This is a genomic window from Bradyrhizobium sp. Kon37, assembly GCF_055807535.1.
The window spans coordinates 22,431-37,029 of the sequence record NZ_JBVVOY010000010.1; the positions used below are offsets into that span (position 1 = coordinate 22,431).

At 64.9% G+C, this 14,599-nt stretch carries 17 protein-coding genes; 9 read left to right on the forward strand and 8 right to left on the reverse strand.

Going from position 1 to position 14,599, the window contains the following annotated elements; translation table 11 throughout:
• The first annotated feature begins 115 nt into the window (after window positions 1-115).
• Window positions 116-1,291 (forward strand): DUF2336 domain-containing protein, encoded by a 1,176-nt coding sequence (locus AC0L3J_RS19640; RefSeq protein ID WP_473348086.1) that lies wholly within the window; start codon window positions 116-118, stop codon window positions 1,289-1,291.
• Window positions 1,292-1,420: 129 nt separating this feature from the next.
• On the opposite strand, the gene AC0L3J_RS19645 is transcribed toward AC0L3J_RS19640, so the two are convergent.
• From AC0L3J_RS19645 to AC0L3J_RS19655, 3 genes are all read right to left on the reverse strand, one after another.
• A complete protein-coding gene (locus AC0L3J_RS19645) occupies window positions 1,421-1,999 on the reverse strand; it encodes an Hpt domain-containing protein (protein ID WP_473348087.1) in 579 nt (192 codons plus the stop codon).
• Window positions 2,000-2,030: 31 nt separating this feature from the next.
• Window positions 2,031-2,576, reverse strand: coding sequence for a response regulator (locus AC0L3J_RS19650; protein WP_027567831.1), 546 nt, complete (start codon window positions 2,574-2,576; stop codon window positions 2,031-2,033).
• Between the two features lie 88 nt (window positions 2,577-2,664).
• Entirely contained in the window at window positions 2,665-3,444 is a 780-nt protein-coding gene (locus AC0L3J_RS19655) for an NAD kinase (protein WP_007602648.1), read from the reverse strand.
• 253 nt (window positions 3,445-3,697) lie between these two features.
• Between AC0L3J_RS19655 and AC0L3J_RS19660 the strand changes: the two genes are divergently transcribed.
• Window positions 3,698-5,263: a S10 family peptidase gene (locus tag AC0L3J_RS19660; protein WP_473348088.1), complete on the forward strand. Its 1,566-nt coding sequence runs from the start codon at window positions 3,698-3,700 to the stop codon at window positions 5,261-5,263.
• Here AC0L3J_RS19660 and AC0L3J_RS19665 read toward each other — a convergent pair.
• Together AC0L3J_RS19665 and AC0L3J_RS19670 are read right to left on the reverse strand one after the other, a co-directional pair.
• A complete protein-coding gene (locus tag AC0L3J_RS19665) occupies window positions 5,250-6,638 on the reverse strand; it encodes a serine hydrolase domain-containing protein (RefSeq protein ID WP_473348089.1) in 1,389 nt (462 codons plus the stop codon). The two genes, AC0L3J_RS19660 and AC0L3J_RS19665, sit on opposite strands and share 14 nt — an antisense overlap.
• Window positions 6,639-6,748: 110 nt before the next feature.
• A complete protein-coding gene (locus tag AC0L3J_RS19670; RefSeq protein WP_473348090.1) occupies window positions 6,749-7,291 on the reverse strand; it encodes a tetratricopeptide repeat protein in 543 nt (180 codons plus the stop codon).
• A 252-nt stretch (window positions 7,292-7,543) separates the two neighbouring features.
• On the opposite strand from AC0L3J_RS19670, the gene AC0L3J_RS19675 reads away from it, so the two are divergent.
• The 4 genes from AC0L3J_RS19675 (at window position 7,544) to AC0L3J_RS19690 (ending at window position 10,252) form a co-directional block, all read left to right on the forward strand.
• Window positions 7,544-7,972, forward strand: a complete 429-nt coding sequence (locus tag AC0L3J_RS19675) for a His-rich protein BRANT (RefSeq protein ID WP_473348091.1) — start codon at window positions 7,544-7,546, stop codon at window positions 7,970-7,972.
• 391 nt (window positions 7,973-8,363) lie between these two features.
• Window positions 8,364-8,759, forward strand: a complete 396-nt coding sequence (locus AC0L3J_RS19680) for a hypothetical protein (RefSeq protein ID WP_473348224.1) — start codon at window positions 8,364-8,366, stop codon at window positions 8,757-8,759.
• A 289-nt stretch (window positions 8,760-9,048) separates the two neighbouring features.
• Window positions 9,049-9,756, forward strand: coding sequence for an outer membrane protein (locus tag AC0L3J_RS19685; RefSeq protein ID WP_219683804.1), 708 nt, complete (start codon window positions 9,049-9,051; stop codon window positions 9,754-9,756).
• Between the two features lie 253 nt (window positions 9,757-10,009).
• Entirely contained in the window at window positions 10,010-10,252 is a 243-nt protein-coding gene (locus AC0L3J_RS19690; protein WP_018455389.1) for a hypothetical protein, read from the forward strand.
• Window positions 10,253-10,291: 39 nt separating this feature from the next.
• Here the strand turns inward: AC0L3J_RS19690 and AC0L3J_RS19695 are convergent, their stop codons facing one another.
• Entirely contained in the window at window positions 10,292-10,546 is a 255-nt protein-coding gene (locus tag AC0L3J_RS19695; RefSeq protein ID WP_007602660.1) for a hypothetical protein, read from the reverse strand.
• A gap of 303 nt (window positions 10,547-10,849) precedes the next feature.
• Window positions 10,850-11,215 (reverse strand): hypothetical protein, encoded by a 366-nt coding sequence (locus AC0L3J_RS19700; RefSeq protein ID WP_473348092.1) that lies wholly within the window; start codon window positions 11,213-11,215, stop codon window positions 10,850-10,852.
• A gap of 102 nt (window positions 11,216-11,317) precedes the next feature.
• Between AC0L3J_RS19700 and AC0L3J_RS19705 the strand changes: the two genes are divergently transcribed.
• Complete coding sequence (locus AC0L3J_RS19705) at window positions 11,318-11,482, forward strand: hypothetical protein (protein ID WP_007602663.1); 165 nt, start codon at window positions 11,318-11,320, stop codon at window positions 11,480-11,482.
• 3 nt (window positions 11,483-11,485) lie between these two features.
• Here AC0L3J_RS19705 and AC0L3J_RS19710 read toward each other — a convergent pair whose 3' ends face one another.
• Window positions 11,486-11,692, reverse strand: coding sequence for a hypothetical protein (locus tag AC0L3J_RS19710; protein ID WP_473348093.1), 207 nt, complete (start codon window positions 11,690-11,692; stop codon window positions 11,486-11,488).
• A gap of 219 nt (window positions 11,693-11,911) precedes the next feature.
• Here AC0L3J_RS19710 and AC0L3J_RS19715 point away from each other — a divergent pair, with 219 nt between their 5' ends.
• Window positions 11,912-13,609 carry a methyl-accepting chemotaxis protein gene (locus tag AC0L3J_RS19715; RefSeq protein WP_473348094.1) on the forward strand — a complete coding sequence of 566 codons (1,698 nt, stop codon included), beginning with the start codon at window positions 11,912-11,914 and terminating at the stop codon, window positions 13,607-13,609.
• A gap of 250 nt (window positions 13,610-13,859) precedes the next feature.
• Entirely contained in the window at window positions 13,860-14,579 is a 720-nt protein-coding gene (locus AC0L3J_RS19720) for a class I SAM-dependent methyltransferase (protein ID WP_473348095.1), read from the forward strand.
• Window positions 14,580-14,599: the final 20 nt, after the last annotated feature.

The window sequence follows — 14,599 nt, forward strand, 5'->3', positions numbered from 1 at the left end:
ACGTCAATAAAACCAGCCAGTTATGGTGAACGCTTTGTTAAGCGTCGTGGTTTATTTTGTGTTGCAGGTGACAAGCCGTCACCGCTTCGTCTTCGTTGCGTAAGCCGGAAGCACCATGATTGTTCGGCAGTTCATCAATTGGATCAGGACGGCGCCCGCTGGCGAGCGGGCCGAGGCGACGCGGGCGCTGGCCCGGGCCTGGCTGATCTCAGACCTTTCCCATGACGACCGTATTGCCGCTGAAGGCGCGCTTCTGATGCTGCTCGACGATCCCTCGCCGCTGGTGCGGCAGGCGATGGCCGAGGCGTTTGCGCGCAGCACCGAGGCACCGGCGTCGATCGTGCGGGCGCTGTCGGCGGACCAGCCCACCGTCGCGTTGCCCGTGCTCGAACATTCTCCGCTGCTGATCGACGCCGATCTCGTCGACATCGTCGCGACCGGCAACGACGAGGTGCAGTGCGCGGTCGCGCGCCGCATCGCGCTGCCGGTATCGGTCTGCGCCGCCATTGCCGAAGTCGGCTGCGCGGCGGCAGCGCTCGAGCTGATCGAAAATTCTCATGCCGAGCTTGCGCCGTTCTCCTGGGATCGCATCGTCGAGCGTCACGGCCATCTCGCCGCGATCCGCGAGGCGATGCTGGTGCTCGAGGATCTGCCGTCGGCAACGCGCGCTGCGCTGGTGGCAAAACTCTCGGAGACGCTGGCTCAATTCGTCGTGGCCCGGAACTGGCTGAGTGCCGACCGCGCCGAGCGGATCGCAATCGAGGCGCGCGACCGCTCCACCATGAACATCGCGGCGCGCTCGCGCGGCGAAGACATGGAAGGTCTTGTTCGGCACCTGCGCATCACCGGCCAGCTCACCGCGGGTCTCATTCTGCGCGCGCTGCTGTCGAGCAATCTCGACCTGTTCGATGCGGCGCTGGCCGAGCTCGCCGAGCTGCCGCTGGCGCGCGTGTCCGCGCTGCTGCACGATCGCGGCGGCAACAGCCTGCACGCGCTGCTCCGCCGCGCCGGACTTCCCGAGGCGACGTTTGCGGCCTTCCAGGTCGCGCTCGATGCCTGCCACGAGCAAGGCTTCGTCGACAGCGACGACAATGCGGTGCGGCTGCGCCGCCGCATGGTCGAGCGCGTGCTCACCCATTGCGAGACCGACCGCGGCGCGACCGAGCCGCTGATGGTCCTGCTGCGCCGCTTCGCCACCGAATCCGCGCGCGAAGAGGCAAGGCTGTTCTGCGACGAGCTGGTCGCGGAGGAGACAGTTGATCGGGTCTATGACGATCTGATCGCGGCCTGATTCGATATCCGAGACAGGGCAGGTCGAAACCGCAAACTCCGGTCATTGCGAGCGCAGCGAAGCAATCCAGAATCCCACCGCGGGGACAGTCTGGATTGCTTCGCTGCGCTCGCAATGATGAGGGAAGAGCTACCCCGCCGGCGCGATGCTTGGCGCCAGGATCACCTCGAGATGCTCGGGGCGGTCGCGGTTGGCGTCGGCGAGATAGTCGTCGGCGACCTTGCGCAGGCGCCGGCTGAGCTCGGCGGAGACGCTGATGCTGTCGAGCTTGGTGTTCTCGTGCACGATGGCGAGGATGGCGTTGATGTGGTGCGTGAACAGCTCGGCCGGCACCTTTTCCAGATCGGGTGCGTGCTCGATGACGCGGCACAGGCTCTCGGCTACACCCGCCGCCGCCGGATAGCCGAAGGTCGCGGCATCGCCCTTGATGTCGTGCGCGGCGCGAAACAACTCGTCGCGCCTGTCCTTGGTGAAGCCGTCGTGCCGGATGGCGACGTAGGCCGCCGACAGCCGGTTGATCTCGGTCGCCATCCAGTCCTTGAACTCGCCGGCGAGGCCCGCGAGCGCTTGTTCGGCGCGGGCAACCGGATCGTCCATGTCCTTGTCTTCGACGCGGCGCAGGACCGACCGCAGCGGGTTGGGCTGCGTGATGATTTGATGCGTGGCGAAGGCCGTGATCTCGATGTCTCTTGCGCTGTTCTTCGCCATGATATCGGCCTCGATCGTGAGAGACGTTGCGCTAGATGGAGGAGCGGGCCTTGTCGAGCAGCGAGGGCTGCTGCAGCACCTCGTGCTTTTCGCCGACGCGGCGCTCGGGACCCATATAGGCGGAGGTGATGTTGCGGCGGCGATCCGGGCCGAAATAGGTCTTGGTCTTGATGAAGGGGCGGGGACTGGCGACCACGTTGAGGATGCGCTGGTAGAGCCCCTTGGCCGAGATCGGCTTGGCCAGGAATTCGGTGACGCCGGCATCGCGCGCCACCGTGACGCGGCGCTTCTCGGAATGGCCGGTCAGCATGATGATCGGCGCGTAGGGATTGCCCTTGGATTCCGGCTGCCGGATCATCTGCGCCAGCTCGAGCCCGTCGAAGATCGGCATCGCCCAGTCGGTGATGACGATGTCGGGCACGTAATGGCTGTACATTTCCAGCGCCGTGGCGCCGTCCTCGGCCTCGTAGACTTCACGCGCGCCAAAGGAATGCAGCAGCGTCCGCAGGATGCGGCGCATGTGCGGATTGTCGTCGCAGACGAGGAAACGCAGCTTGTTGAAATCGATGCGGAACATGGAGCCCGGGCCGGAGCGGTCAACTTTCGTTAACCATATCTCGCCGGGGGTTAATGAAGGGTTGCGATCGGCAGTCCGGCGAGGCGGCTCAGGAGCCGAACTGCTCGCGCAGAATGCGCTCTTCCAGGCTGTGACCGGGGTCGAACAGCATGCGCATCGAGATGGTCCTGTCGGACAGCACCTCGACGCGGCGGACGTCGCGCACCTCGTCATGGTCGGCGACCGCCGCCACGGGACGCTTGTCGCCCTCCAGCACCTCGATCACAACATAAGCCGTGTTCGGCAGCAGCGCGCCGCGCCAGCGTCGCGGGCGGAAGGCGCTGATCGGCGTCAGCGCCAGCAGAGCGGCGTTGATCGGCAGGATCGGTCCCTGGGCGGACAGATTGTAGGCGGTCGAGCCGGCCGGCGTTGCCACCATGATGCCGTCGGCGATCAGCTCGGACATGCGCTCGCGCTCGTCGATCAGGATCCGCAGGCGCGCGGCCTGGTAGGTCTGCCGGAACAGGGCGACCTCGTTGATGGCGTGATGCAGGTGAACGCGGTCGTTGGCGTCGGTCGCGCGCATCAGGAGCGGGTGGATCTCGGATTCCTGCGCCGCCTCGAGACGGGCCCGAAGATCGACCGTCGAGTACTCGTTCATCAGGAAGCCGACGGTGCCGCGGTGCATGCCGTAGATCGGCTTGCCCGTATGCATGTGCTGATGCAGCGTCTGGAGCATGAGCCCGTCGCCGCCGAGTGCGACCACGATGTCGGCGTCCTTCGGATCGCAATTGCCGAAGTCCCTGGTGAGCTGGCCGAAGGCGGCTTGCGCCTCGCTGCTCGGGCTGGCGACGAAGGCGATCCGGTCGTATCGCGCTGGCTTGGTCATGGCTTCCGGGCAGGGCCGCTGGCTGGAGAAAGTTCCGCCGGGCTCGTCTAACGATCTCGACCGGGATTGTCGAGGATGACCGCCCTTCACAGCAGACCGGCAACTGCCCATTCCGATTTGAGGATGAAACCGGGTCGATTTGTGCCCCACCGGGCTCTTCAGGCGCCGCTGGAGCCATGATCCCCCAAACCGTCGCAATTCCGCGCTAGCCTTGCGGTCCGCACCGGAGCGTCGCCGGACAGGGAGAACGATCATGGCCACGAACATGCCGGCGCTCCGCCGCGCGACCCTGGTGCTGGCGGTGTCGGCATTCGCGCTCGCAGGATTTGCGCGCGCCGAGGATCCGCCGCAGCCGCGCGCCGAGGCGGCGGCGCCAGCCGCATCGAAGGGCGGTCGCGGCGGCGCACAAAGCGCGTCGCAGAATGCATCGTCATCCGCCGAGCCGCACCGTCTTCCGCCGGATTCCACCACGAAGCAGACGCTCGATCTTACGGGCCGCACCCTCAGTTTCGCGGCGACCGCGGGTTCGATCCGCGTGTTCGACGGCAAGGGCGAGCCGGTGGCGGACATCGCTTATACGTCCTATGAGCTCGACGGCGCCGACCGGGCGACGCGCCCCGTGACGTTCCTGTTCAACGGCGGGCCCGGTGCGTCCTCGGCATGGCTTCAGTTCGGCGCGGCCGGGCCGTGGCGGCTGCCGCTCGATGGCGAAGCGCTGTCGCCGTCCGCTTCGCCCGAGGTGAAGCCGAACGCGGAGACCTGGCTCGATTTCACCGATCTCGTCTTCATCGACCCCGTCAGCACCGGCTACAGCCGCTTCGTCGCAAGCGGCGATGAAGCGCGCAAGTCGTTCTACTCCGTCGACGGCGACGTCAATTCGATCGCGCTCGTGATCCGCCGCTGGCTCGAGAAGCACGACCGGCTGACCTCGCCGAAATATGTCGCCGGCGAAAGCTATGGCGGCATTCGCGGGCCGAAGGTGGTGCGCCAGTTGCAGCTCCAGCACGGCGTCGGCGTCAGGGGATTGATCCTGGTGTCGCCGCTCCTGGACTTCCGCGAGTTCACCGGCACCAGCCTCCTGCAATATGTCGCGACGCTGCCGAGCTATGTCGCGGTGGCGCGCGAGGCGAAAGGCCCGGTCAAGCGCGCCGATCTCGCCGACGTCGAGGCTTACGCGCGCGGCGAATTCCTGGCCGACCTCGTCAAGGGCGAGGCGGACAAGGAGGCCACCAATCGGCTTGCCGACAAGGTCGCCGAGCTCACCGGCATCGACCAGGCGGTGAGCCGCCGGCTCGCCGGCCGCTTCGACGTCGGCGAATTCCGCCGCGAATTCGACCGCAAGAACGGTAAGGTGACGGGGCGCTACGATGCCTCGGTGCGCGGCTTCGATCCCTATCCGGATTCGAGCAGCTCGCGGTTCGGTGATCCCTCCGGCGATGCGCTGCAGGCGCCGCTGACGAGTGCCGCAGTTGACCTGCTGACACACAAGCTCAACTGGCGGCCCGATGGCTCCTACGAGGTGTTGAACGGCGCCGTCGAGGGTCACTGGGATTTCGGCCGCGGCATCAACCCGCCGCAGTCCGTCTCCGAGCTGCGCCAGATCCTCGCCACGGATGCGAAGCTGAACGTGCTGGTCGCGCACGGCCTGTTCGATCTCGCCACGCCCTATTTCGGATCGAAGCGGGTGCTCGACCAGTTGCCGGCCTTCGCAACACAGCGGGTCAAGTTCGTGGTCTATCCCGGCGGCCACATGTTCTATTCGCGCGACGGCTCGCGCCAGGCGCTTCGGAGCGAGGTCGAGACGCTCATTCGGGAGTAGGCCGTCGCTTGCGCGGCTTGTATCTCCGCGCGATCTCACGCGCCACGACGGCCGCAGGCTTGACGTTGGCGCCCGCGATCCAGACGTCGCTGATCCTCCCGCGCTTGTCGCGGACGCGGCGGACCGGCTCGCCATGGCTGGAGTAGCCGGCGGCCCAGGCGAGCTTGCCGGTGTCGCGACCGGTGACCTCGATCTCGGCGGCATCCATGAACGGGTTGTTGAACTGGGGATTGGCGACCAGCACGCGGTTGCCGACCGGCACGAGGTCGTTCGCGCCCCAGATCGTCCACCAGCGACCGGTCCAGTCGCGCACGCGCCGGTCGGGTGCGCCACGGGACTGGAAGACGCGCAGGATCTGCATCGCGCCGTCCATCCAGAACGGGGCCGCGCCGTCGATGGAGTTGCTGAGGATGCTGATCGCGAGCTCGCAAGAGGGGATGCAGCAGGTCCGCGAGATGTAACCTTGAAAGCCGCCGCCATGGCCGAACCAATCCCAGCCGTCGGTTTTGCCGGCGTTGACGCCGAGGCCGTAATAGGCCTCGAAGCTTTGCGGCACGCGCCAATGGTTTCGCGTCATCTCGCGGCGGCTCGCGACCGATAGCACGCTCTTTTTCGCATTGGGCGCGAGCTGCGCGTAGAAGCGGGCGGTATCGGCGGCGGTCGCGATGAAGCCGGCGGCGGAGGCCATCGCGTGCGCGGGATTATCGCCGGGGATCACGCATCGCTCCCCGTACGGCAGCTTGCGGGTGTGGCCGCGCGCGAACGACGCGCCCTTGGGAAGCGGCGCGTCCGGCGCGGTCTCGCGCAGGCCCGCCGGTTCGATGATCTCGCGCTTCATCCAGACCGGGTAGGGCTCTTTCGTCACGGCCTCGATGACGAGACCGATCAGTCCAAAGCCGTGATTGGAATATTTGAAGCGTGTGCCTGGCTCGATCGCGGTCGGCAGCTTCAATTCCGCGAGCAGCTCGCTCGCGTCGAGATAGGGACGGCTGTCGATGAACTGGCCGGAATCGGCGCCGTCGCGCGTCAGTCCTGCGCTGTGCGAGAGCACTTGCCCAATCGTCGTCTCGGCGACGCGCGGATGCAGGCCGGCGACATATTGGCCAATGGGATCGTCGAGCCGGATCTTGCGCTGCTCGCGCAGCTTCATGATGCCGGCCGAGGTGAAGCTCTTCGAGTGCGAGGCGATGCGGAAGCGGTGGCGCGGGGTGAGCTTCTCACCGGTGTCGAGATTGGCGAGGCCGAACGCGTGCTCGGCGACGATTTCGCCGCGATGGGCGAATGCGACGATCACGCCCGGCTGCTGGATTGTGGTGTGCTGGAATTCGATCCAGGAGCCGATGTAGTCGATCGCGGATCGCAGCCATTTGTCCATTGCGCACCGATTAGCGAGGAGAGGATTTGATGCGAGAGGCTAGCCGAGAACGCAGAACGGGCACAACCCTGAGGTTGTGCCCGTTCGCTTCGTTCAAAGATGCGATGTTCTTAATAGACGAGAGTCGCTCCGGTCGGCTTGTCGAGCGCGGCGGCGAGCGAACGATATTCGGAGCTGTCGGTGCCGGCGAGCGAGGCGAGCTTGTCGAGGTGATACTGCGCCTGCTCGCGGTTGCCCTGCTCGAGCTGCCAGAGGCCATAATACTGCCAGGTGCGGACGTGGTTCGGATCGTCCTTCAGCGCCAGCTCGTAATAGACCTTCGACGACTGGTAGTCGCCGAGCTTGCGATAGGAGTAGCCAATCAGATTGGCGACGTCGGCGACGTCGTCGCGCTTGAGCGACTTCAGCTGGCCGATCGCGCCGGTGTAGTCGTGATTGTCGTAGATCGTGGTGTAGGCGGTGCGATAGGCGGCGAGGAATTTGGGATCGTTGACGGAGGAGCTCTTCTTCTTGCCCTTCTTGGTCGAGGTGTCCGACGATGGCGGCGACGAGGGGGTGTCGCCACCTGCGGCATAGGCGCTGGTCAGAGCCGGCCCGGCCGCCAATGTCATGGCGACAAGTCCCGGCACAAGAAGCGTTGAGAGTTTTCGCATCTAAGTTCTCCCGTATGGAACGTGGCGATCCTACACGATTGCCCAAAGACCGGAACACCCATCAGGCGAAAACATTCCCGGCATCCCGGCCTATTCGCCCTGCGGGCAGATGACAAACTTGTCATCCAGATGAACGGGAGCCTGCTGCGGGCTTCAGATTGGGTTCAGTGCGTGCCCCCTAGGCTCCAACCTACGATCAAAGGGTTGGCGAGAGGGCGCCCGCCTCAAGATCCTTCCAAGAGGAGACCAACCATGTTGAAGACCATTTCCGCAGCCTTGCTTGCAGCTTCCGTGATCGCAGCCCCGGCCTTCGCAGCCGAGGCCGGCAAGACCACCACGACCACGCCGGTGATCAAGGCGGACCAGGCCCAGACCAAGGTGTCCACCACCGCCGCGAAACCCGACGCCGGCCTCAAGGCCGATGCCAAGACTTCCGATGCCAAGACGTCGGATGTCAAGACTTCGGATGTCAAGGCTTCCGGTGTCAAGGCTTCGGACGTCAAGGCCGACGCCAAGGTGGACACCAAGTCGAAGGCGATGAACGCCAACGCCGCGGTCACACCGGACGCGCACAAGACCGTGCGCACGCATCGCCACCACCACAAGCATCTGTCCGCGAAGAAGTCGCTGACGACGCAGCCGGACGTGACCAAGCCGGCGACGATGGAGAAGCGCAGCTAACCACTGATCCTGCGCGGCGGCGTTCTAGCATTGCCCAGCCGCCGCGTGAGGAATTCAGGCCCGGCCCGTTCGTCACGCCTTGCGCGAAAGCTCGAGGTGCTGGCGGCGGGCCGGTACGACCATGATGAAGCCCGCGAGCAACGTCCCAGATTTGGCGGCCGCCAACAAAACCTCGAAAACAACCCCATGCACAGTAGCGGGTCGTAGATAAATCAATGGTTTAAGCGGTGGCTCATCTACGGATTTTACGAATCAATCCGTTTGACTCGTCGGGCAAAACACCTGTAGACATGCATCATTGCAACCTTGGGGCTGAACGTCTCCGAGACTGATCGAGCGGAGAGCGTAAGCGGTGCGGCGACGAGCGAAACGCGCAGTGAGCTTGGCGTTGATGCTGGCACTGCCGCTGGCGCTCACGGGATGTTTCGGCAGCGATGGTGACCGTCCAACCCTGATGGACGGGACCCAGGCTGGCGGACCGCAGCCGTTTCCCGACAACTTCCGCGGCGACACGCTGGCCTTGATGCGCAGCTATCTGAACAACCCCGTCGGCGTGCGTGACGCCAGCATGGCCGAGCCGGTGCAGCGCGAGGTCGGCGGTCGGCAGTTCTATGTCAGCTGCCTGCACTTCACCCCACGCGAGACCGACGGCACCTACAAGGCCATGAGGGAGCGCGCCGTGATCTTCGTCAACGGTCGGGCGGACCGCGTCGTCGATCGCGCCAGCGAGCTGTGCGCGGGCGCGGTTTACGTACCCTTTCTGGAACTTGAAAAGATGACGCGGTAGCGCAAAGCCCACCTTCATCGCTTGGTGATAGGACCAAGCCCGCCGGAGCTGCCGGATCACATTTCGGGGAGCTTTGAACGGCGTGGTTTTGCGTTGCGACTAATCGTTACGGCAGGTTCTGTTTCCTGCGGAAAAAAACCGTCGGCACGAGCCTGCGGGACGGAACAAAATCGCGCTGTTGCCGCTCCGTCACAGTAACGAACGATCAACGTTCCGGCATCGCCGCGAAGCAACCCAATTCACGCCACGTTGTTTCCTGAGTGTCGAATTTGAAAGAACGGGGATGATCATGAAAAGGATTTTGCTGGGTGCAGTTGCCCTGCTTGCGCTGGCCGCGCCGGCTGCCGCAGCCGACATGCAGGCGCGCACCTACACCAAGGCTCCGGCCTACACGCCGCCGCAGGTGATCTACAACTGGACCGGCTTCTACATCGGCGGCCATGTCGGCGGCGCCTTTGCCGGCGACAGCAGCTTCCAGTCGAGCGACGCGCGCTTCCTCGGCGGTGTCCAGGGCGGCTTCGACTACCAGTTCGCGCCCAATTGGGTCATGGGCGTCGAGGCGCAGTATTCCTGGCTGCCGACCAACAACGGCGGTGCCACGTTCCCGTTGGGCACGCAGGTGACGTCCAATACCGACCAGCTCGGCTCGGTGACCGGCCGCATCGGCTACACCTGGGGTCCGGCGCTGCTTTACGCCAAGGGCGGTTATGCCTGGCGTAACGGCGGCCTCGGCGTCAATATTGCCGGCGTGCCGCAGCCCTTCACCGCCACCGGCAACAGCAAGGACGGCTATACCGTTGGCGCTGGCCTCGAATACATGTTCGCGCCGAATTGGTCGGCCAAGGCCGAGTACCAGTATTACAACTTCGGCAGCACGACGATCACCTCCGGTCCGGTCGACGTTGTCGGCGTCCGCGGCCGGGAGGACGAGCATACCGTCAAGGTCGGCGTGAATTATCGCTTCGGCTGGGGCGGTCCGGCAGCCTCGCGCTACTGACGCGCCACCAACGACCACGATCTGACAAAGGCCGGCTCCCGCCGGCCTTTCGTTTGCCGGCTCCGGTTGCCAGCCTTCTGTCGTTTGCATTGCGTCAACCATCTGGCGCGTCATTTGCAAGCAAACGTTTTGGCGCGCGCTTTCTCACGCGCGTCATGGAGCTCGGGTAAAGCAAAAATAATTTTTGCAGCTTAGGGAACTCGCGCGCCGGAACGCGTTATATGACAATTACCGGGCTGGTGGGACGACGGACATGCGTATCTTGGTGTCGGCTGTGGTGCTCTCGTGCTTCGTCAGTTTGCCGTGCGCTGCCCAAACAATCCTCAAATCCGAGCCTCTGATGCTGGCACCCTACGAGGTGGCCTTCGTCAAGGACGCCTCGTGCTCCTCCGGTAAGGTGCTGAAGGTCACCGGCGCGATCCGTGGGCTGCATCGTCGGAAGGCCTGCGTGGCTCTGGCGGGCGAGCAGGCCTCGCTCGCGACCGCGACGCCCTGAGCTTTTCCTGAGCTCTGGCTTCCCACCTTTGATCCGTCTTTAGGAATTCAGCTCAAGCTCCATCCTCGCTTGGCGATCGGCCTCGGCCTTGTTCCGGGCTGGGTCCTCGCCCTGTGCGGCCCGGCACGGCTTGATCTCGTAATCGTTGTCGAGCACCCGGCGTGGCCCGGGGCGGTTGTCATCCGCGGATACGTCCACGACGAGGCCACTGCGCTGCGCGAGCCTCCAGACGTCGGACTCATCAGGATAGGCCTTGCTGATCTGGGCGTCGTTGCAGAACAGGGCGTAGGGCATTCTTCCCGCTCCCGGAAAGCGCGTTAACGACTTTGCGGGGGAGGGGTTCCGATTGCCGGTCGATCACGCGGCCGTGATCAGGGTCGCCGGGGCCTGAGTCCTTAACGAGTCCTGAATCCCGAAAAAAAGAATCCCCGGGACTCATTTGGCGGAATCAGGGGATGTTTTCGGCCATGACGACCGACCTGAAAACCTCTTGCGGGCACATGCTGCTGCCCCTCACGCTGGCCCTGTTCGGCGCCTGCGCGGCCAATCTCTGGCTGGTGTGGTCCTGGCTGTAGCCTGCGACGGGAGGCCCCGGCTTTACTTTTCAGCCGGTGGCCGGGGGGAGGCGTCGCGAATGGCGGCGCGCAGTTTGGTCAGGGTGGCCGCGCAATACTCCTCGCGCTCGCGCTCGAACCGCTCCTGATGTTTGCGGAAATTGGCGATGCGGGCCTGCATCTCGGTGCGGACGTCGTGGCTCGCTACGCGCTGCGGCGGGAGAGGCAAGGGTTGGGGCGGAAGTGGCTTGCTCTCGACGAGGGTGTTGACGGGGACGATCTGCACCAACGCGGCCACTGTCGCCGTCGGGATCTCCGGGGGATGCAAGTCATCCTTTTTGCCGGTTACCGATTGGACGAAGGCCATTGTCTGCGCGATCAGCGCGTCGCGTTCCGTGATCCACTTCATGGTGCACCCCTGTCGGGATCATTCCAGCAAAGCTGGCCGGCTGAATCAAGAAGGTCTTGGGTAGGGGATTGCATATTTTTCCCGGCCGCCCGACAGTGGGGAATGGATGCCAAAGCAGACCATTCAGCCGAAGCCGAGGGCTTGAGGCTCGTCCGCGCGTTCCTGTCGCTGCCGCCCGACAAACGGGCGGAGGTGATCGCGTTCGTTGAGGAGTTGGCCCGCGCCAAACGCCGTCCCGAGGAGGGCGCCGACGTCTCGCCGGGGTGAGGGCTAGCGCTCCCGCGGATTGAGGTTGGGCTCGAACGGAGCCCCGACCACCCGAACCGGCGTCGGAGCGGTCACATCGATCACTGCCCGTTGAGCCTGCTGCTTTGCCGGAGCCGGTTCGAACAGCGCAATTGCTCCGGCCAGGGCGCTACAGCACAGCGTCACCGTCGCCAGCAGAAACATGTTTCGGTTTTCTTCCGTGATCCGCATGCGCCGACAACGGACGACGCCGCCGACCGGTTCCGGTTTTCCAAGCCCGGCTCACACCCCGGAATAGGCTGAAGCTTACACCAAGCTTACGGCGGAAGCCCAAATAGTTAGTTTTCCGTAAGACTACCCCGGACATTTGGCATCAAATCTTAACGTCAGCTGGTTCCAATGCACGGTGCTGGGAATATGCATCGGCAGAAAATCACTGGGGCGGCTGCAATGAGCGTTTTGAACAATCTGAAAATCGTGTGGAAGGTCGCGCTGATCGTCGCCGTGATGGGCTTTGCCATGGTCGCCGTCGCGGGCTTCGGCACGCGCGAGCTCTCGGCAACGGTCGACGGCTTCGCCGAGCTTTCCGCAGCACAATCCTCAGCGCTCAACCTGACGCGGGCCCAGCGCCGCGCAGAGACCTATCATGCAGCGCTCTATGCGGTCTTCACCGAGGCGACGGAGGCGGGCAACGCCAACCGTCTCAAGACCGCGACCCAGAACCGCGATGAAATCCGCCAATACCTCGATGCAGCCGAGCAGGACGATCCGGCGCGCGCGAGCCAGATCAAGAGCATCGGCGATCAGTTGAAGGCGGTGTTCGCCGGCTGCGACCCGGTGCTGAAGGCAGGCTCACTCGCAAGCAGCCCGGAAGAGAACGCCAAGGCAGCCGAACGTGCGCATAAGGAGTGCGATCCGGTGATGGATGCGGCCTTGGGGCGCATTGCAAAGTTCGTGGGCGAGACCGCAGAGGCGGTCGCCAAACGCAAGGACGCTATCAACCGCGATGCTAAATCCGCGACCTGGACTGTGATCGGCGTCAGCGCCGGCGGCCTGATCCTGGGTATCGCGATCGCACTGTTCATCGGCCTCAATGCGATGTCCCGGCCGATTGCCCGCCTCAAGCTCGCCATGGAGGGCCTTGCCCGCAACGATCTCAAGACCGAGGTGCCCGAGAAGGACCGCCGCGACGAGATCGGCGACATGGCGAAGACGGTCGAAATCTTCAAAACCAACGGGATCGAGGTCGAGCGCCTCAAGACTGCGCAGGTCGAAGTGGAGAAGCAGGCCTCCGATCAGCGCAAGCGCGACATGGTCAACCTTGCCGACGGCTTTGAGCGCGCGGTCGGCGAGATCATCGAGACAGTAGGCTCGGCGTCCACCGAGCTCGAAGCGTCGTCCTCGACGTTGGCCACCACCGCGCAGCGTGCGCAGGAGCTGACCTCGGTCGTCGCAATCGCCTCTGGTGAAGCCACCAGCAACGTGCAGTCGGTTGCGACCGCCACGGAGGAGCTGTCTTCCTCGGTCAACGAGATCAGTCGCCAGGTGCAGGAATCGGCACGGATGGCGGGCGAGGCCGTCACCCAGGCCCGCACCACGACGGTGCGCGTCAGCGAGCTCTCGGTTGCGGCGACGCGCATCGGCGACGTCGTCGAGCTGATCAACACCATTGCCGGCCAGACCAACCTCCTGGCGCTCAACGCCACGATCGAGGCGGCACGCGCCGGCGAGGCCGGCCGCGGCTTTGCGGTCGTTGCCTCCGAGGTGAAGACGCTGGCCGAGCAGACCGCCAAGGCGACCGGCGAGATCAGCCAGCAGATTTCCGGCATCCAGACCGCGACCCAGGAATCCGTCAACGCGATCCGCGACATCTCCGCGACGATCGAGCGGCTCTCGGAAGTGTCGTCGACCATTGCCGCGGCCGTCGAGGAGCAGGGCGCCGCGACCCAGGAGATCTCGCGCAACGTGCAGCAGGCCGCCCACGGCACCCAGCAGGTCTCCACCAACATCGCCGACGTGCAGCGCGGTGCGGCCGAGACCGGCTCGGCCTCCTCGCAGGTGCTTTCCACCGCCAAGATGTTGGCGACCGACAGCAGCCGGCTGAGGGACGAAGTCGGGAAATTCCTCCACACGGTGCGCGCCGCGTAGGTCTGCGCGGCGGCCATCCGTCCGCCGCGCGGCGCATTCATCGCGCCAGCAGAAATCCCATTGCGAATGCGAACAGCACGGCCGTCATGACGACGGCCGTCGCCGCACCGGCGGCGATCCTGGCCTTTTCTTTGGCTGTGGTGGGGCGCATGGGGGCTGCAATCTACCTCATGTTGAACTCTGATCCAATCTGTGATCAGTAGCGGCGCCCGCGACGGGCGCGGCCAAGATGTGTTGCCGAAGGTCGACCATGAGCGACGATGTCAGCGACGGCTGGGCCGCGTCCGCGATGGCCTGGATCGTCGAGCAGGGCGAGGACGGCGACTATGGCCGCCGCTTCGTGCTGGACGCGCCGATGCGGGCGCGGATCGAAGGGCGAGGCTTCCGCAATGCGCTCGACGTCGGCTGCGGGGAGGGGCGCTTCTGTCGCATCATGCAGCGCGCCGGTATCCGCACCACTGGCGTCGATCCAACCCAAGCGCTGCTCGCGCGTGCCATTGAGTTAGACCCGCAGGGCGACTATCGGCTCGGCCGAGCCGAGACAATGGATTTCGGCGCGGAGTTCGATCTGGTCGTCAGCTATCTCAGTTTGATAGACATGCCCGATCTCGCTGGATCTATCGCGAGGATGGAGGCGGCGCTGCGGCCGGGCGGTACGCTCTTGATCGCCAACCTGACCAGCTTCAACACCGCCGGTCCGCCCGAGGGCTGGACGCGTGACGGCGAGGGCGTCTTGCGCTTCGTCATCGATCATTACATGGAAGAGCGGCCGACCTGGGTGACATGGCGCGGCATTCGCGTCCAGAACTGGCATCGTCCGCTCTCGATGTACATGACGCTGTTGCTCGATCGCGGGCTCCAGTTGCGCCTGTTCGTCGAGCCGCAGCCCACGGGCGGCGACCCCGACAGGAATGCGCGTCATCGACGGGTGCCCTTCTTCCACGTCATGGAGTGGCAGAAACCGGCTTGAGACGGACTTCGGACGCAAAG

Bases quoted from the DNA above. Each gene is read 5' to 3' on its own strand.
- AC0L3J_RS19695 (WP_007602660.1), bottom strand. From the start codon at position 10,546: ATGCCCTACGCCCTGTTCTGCAACGACGCCCAGATCAGCAAGGCCTAT.
- AC0L3J_RS19660 (WP_473348088.1), top strand. From the start codon at position 3,698: ATGGCCACGAACATGCCGGCGCTCCGCCGCGCGACCCTGGTGCTGGCG.
- AC0L3J_RS19710 (WP_473348093.1), bottom strand. From the start codon at position 11,692: ATGCGGATCACGGAAGAAAACCGAAACATGTTTCTGCTGGCGACGGTG.
- AC0L3J_RS19655 (WP_007602648.1), bottom strand. From the start codon at position 3,444: ATGACCAAGCCAGCGCGATACGACCGGATCGCCTTCGTCGCCAGCCCG.
- AC0L3J_RS19665 (WP_473348089.1), bottom strand. From the start codon at position 6,638: ATGGACAAATGGCTGCGATCCGCGATCGACTACATCGGCTCCTGGATC.
- AC0L3J_RS19670 (WP_473348090.1), bottom strand. From the start codon at position 7,291: ATGCGAAAACTCTCAACGCTTCTTGTGCCGGGACTTGTCGCCATGACA.
- AC0L3J_RS19650 (WP_027567831.1), bottom strand. From the start codon at position 2,576: ATGTTCCGCATCGATTTCAACAAGCTGCGTTTCCTCGTCTGCGACGAC.
- AC0L3J_RS19720 (WP_473348095.1), top strand. From the start codon at position 13,860: ATGAGCGACGATGTCAGCGACGGCTGGGCCGCGTCCGCGATGGCCTGG.
- AC0L3J_RS19715 (WP_473348094.1), top strand. From the start codon at position 11,912: ATGAGCGTTTTGAACAATCTGAAAATCGTGTGGAAGGTCGCGCTGATC.
- AC0L3J_RS19690 (WP_018455389.1), top strand. From the start codon at position 10,010: ATGCGTATCTTGGTGTCGGCTGTGGTGCTCTCGTGCTTCGTCAGTTTG.
- AC0L3J_RS19645 (WP_473348087.1), bottom strand. From the start codon at position 1,999: ATGGCGAAGAACAGCGCAAGAGACATCGAGATCACGGCCTTCGCCACG.
- AC0L3J_RS19640 (WP_473348086.1), top strand. From the start codon at position 116: ATGATTGTTCGGCAGTTCATCAATTGGATCAGGACGGCGCCCGCTGGC.
- AC0L3J_RS19705 (WP_007602663.1), top strand. From the start codon at position 11,318: ATGGATGCCAAAGCAGACCATTCAGCCGAAGCCGAGGGCTTGAGGCTC.
- AC0L3J_RS19685 (WP_219683804.1), top strand. From the start codon at position 9,049: ATGAAAAGGATTTTGCTGGGTGCAGTTGCCCTGCTTGCGCTGGCCGCG.
- AC0L3J_RS19680 (WP_473348224.1), top strand. From the start codon at position 8,364: ATGCTGGCACTGCCGCTGGCGCTCACGGGATGTTTCGGCAGCGATGGT.
- AC0L3J_RS19700 (WP_473348092.1), bottom strand. From the start codon at position 11,215: ATGAAGTGGATCACGGAACGCGACGCGCTGATCGCGCAGACAATGGCC.
- AC0L3J_RS19675 (WP_473348091.1), top strand. From the start codon at position 7,544: ATGTTGAAGACCATTTCCGCAGCCTTGCTTGCAGCTTCCGTGATCGCA.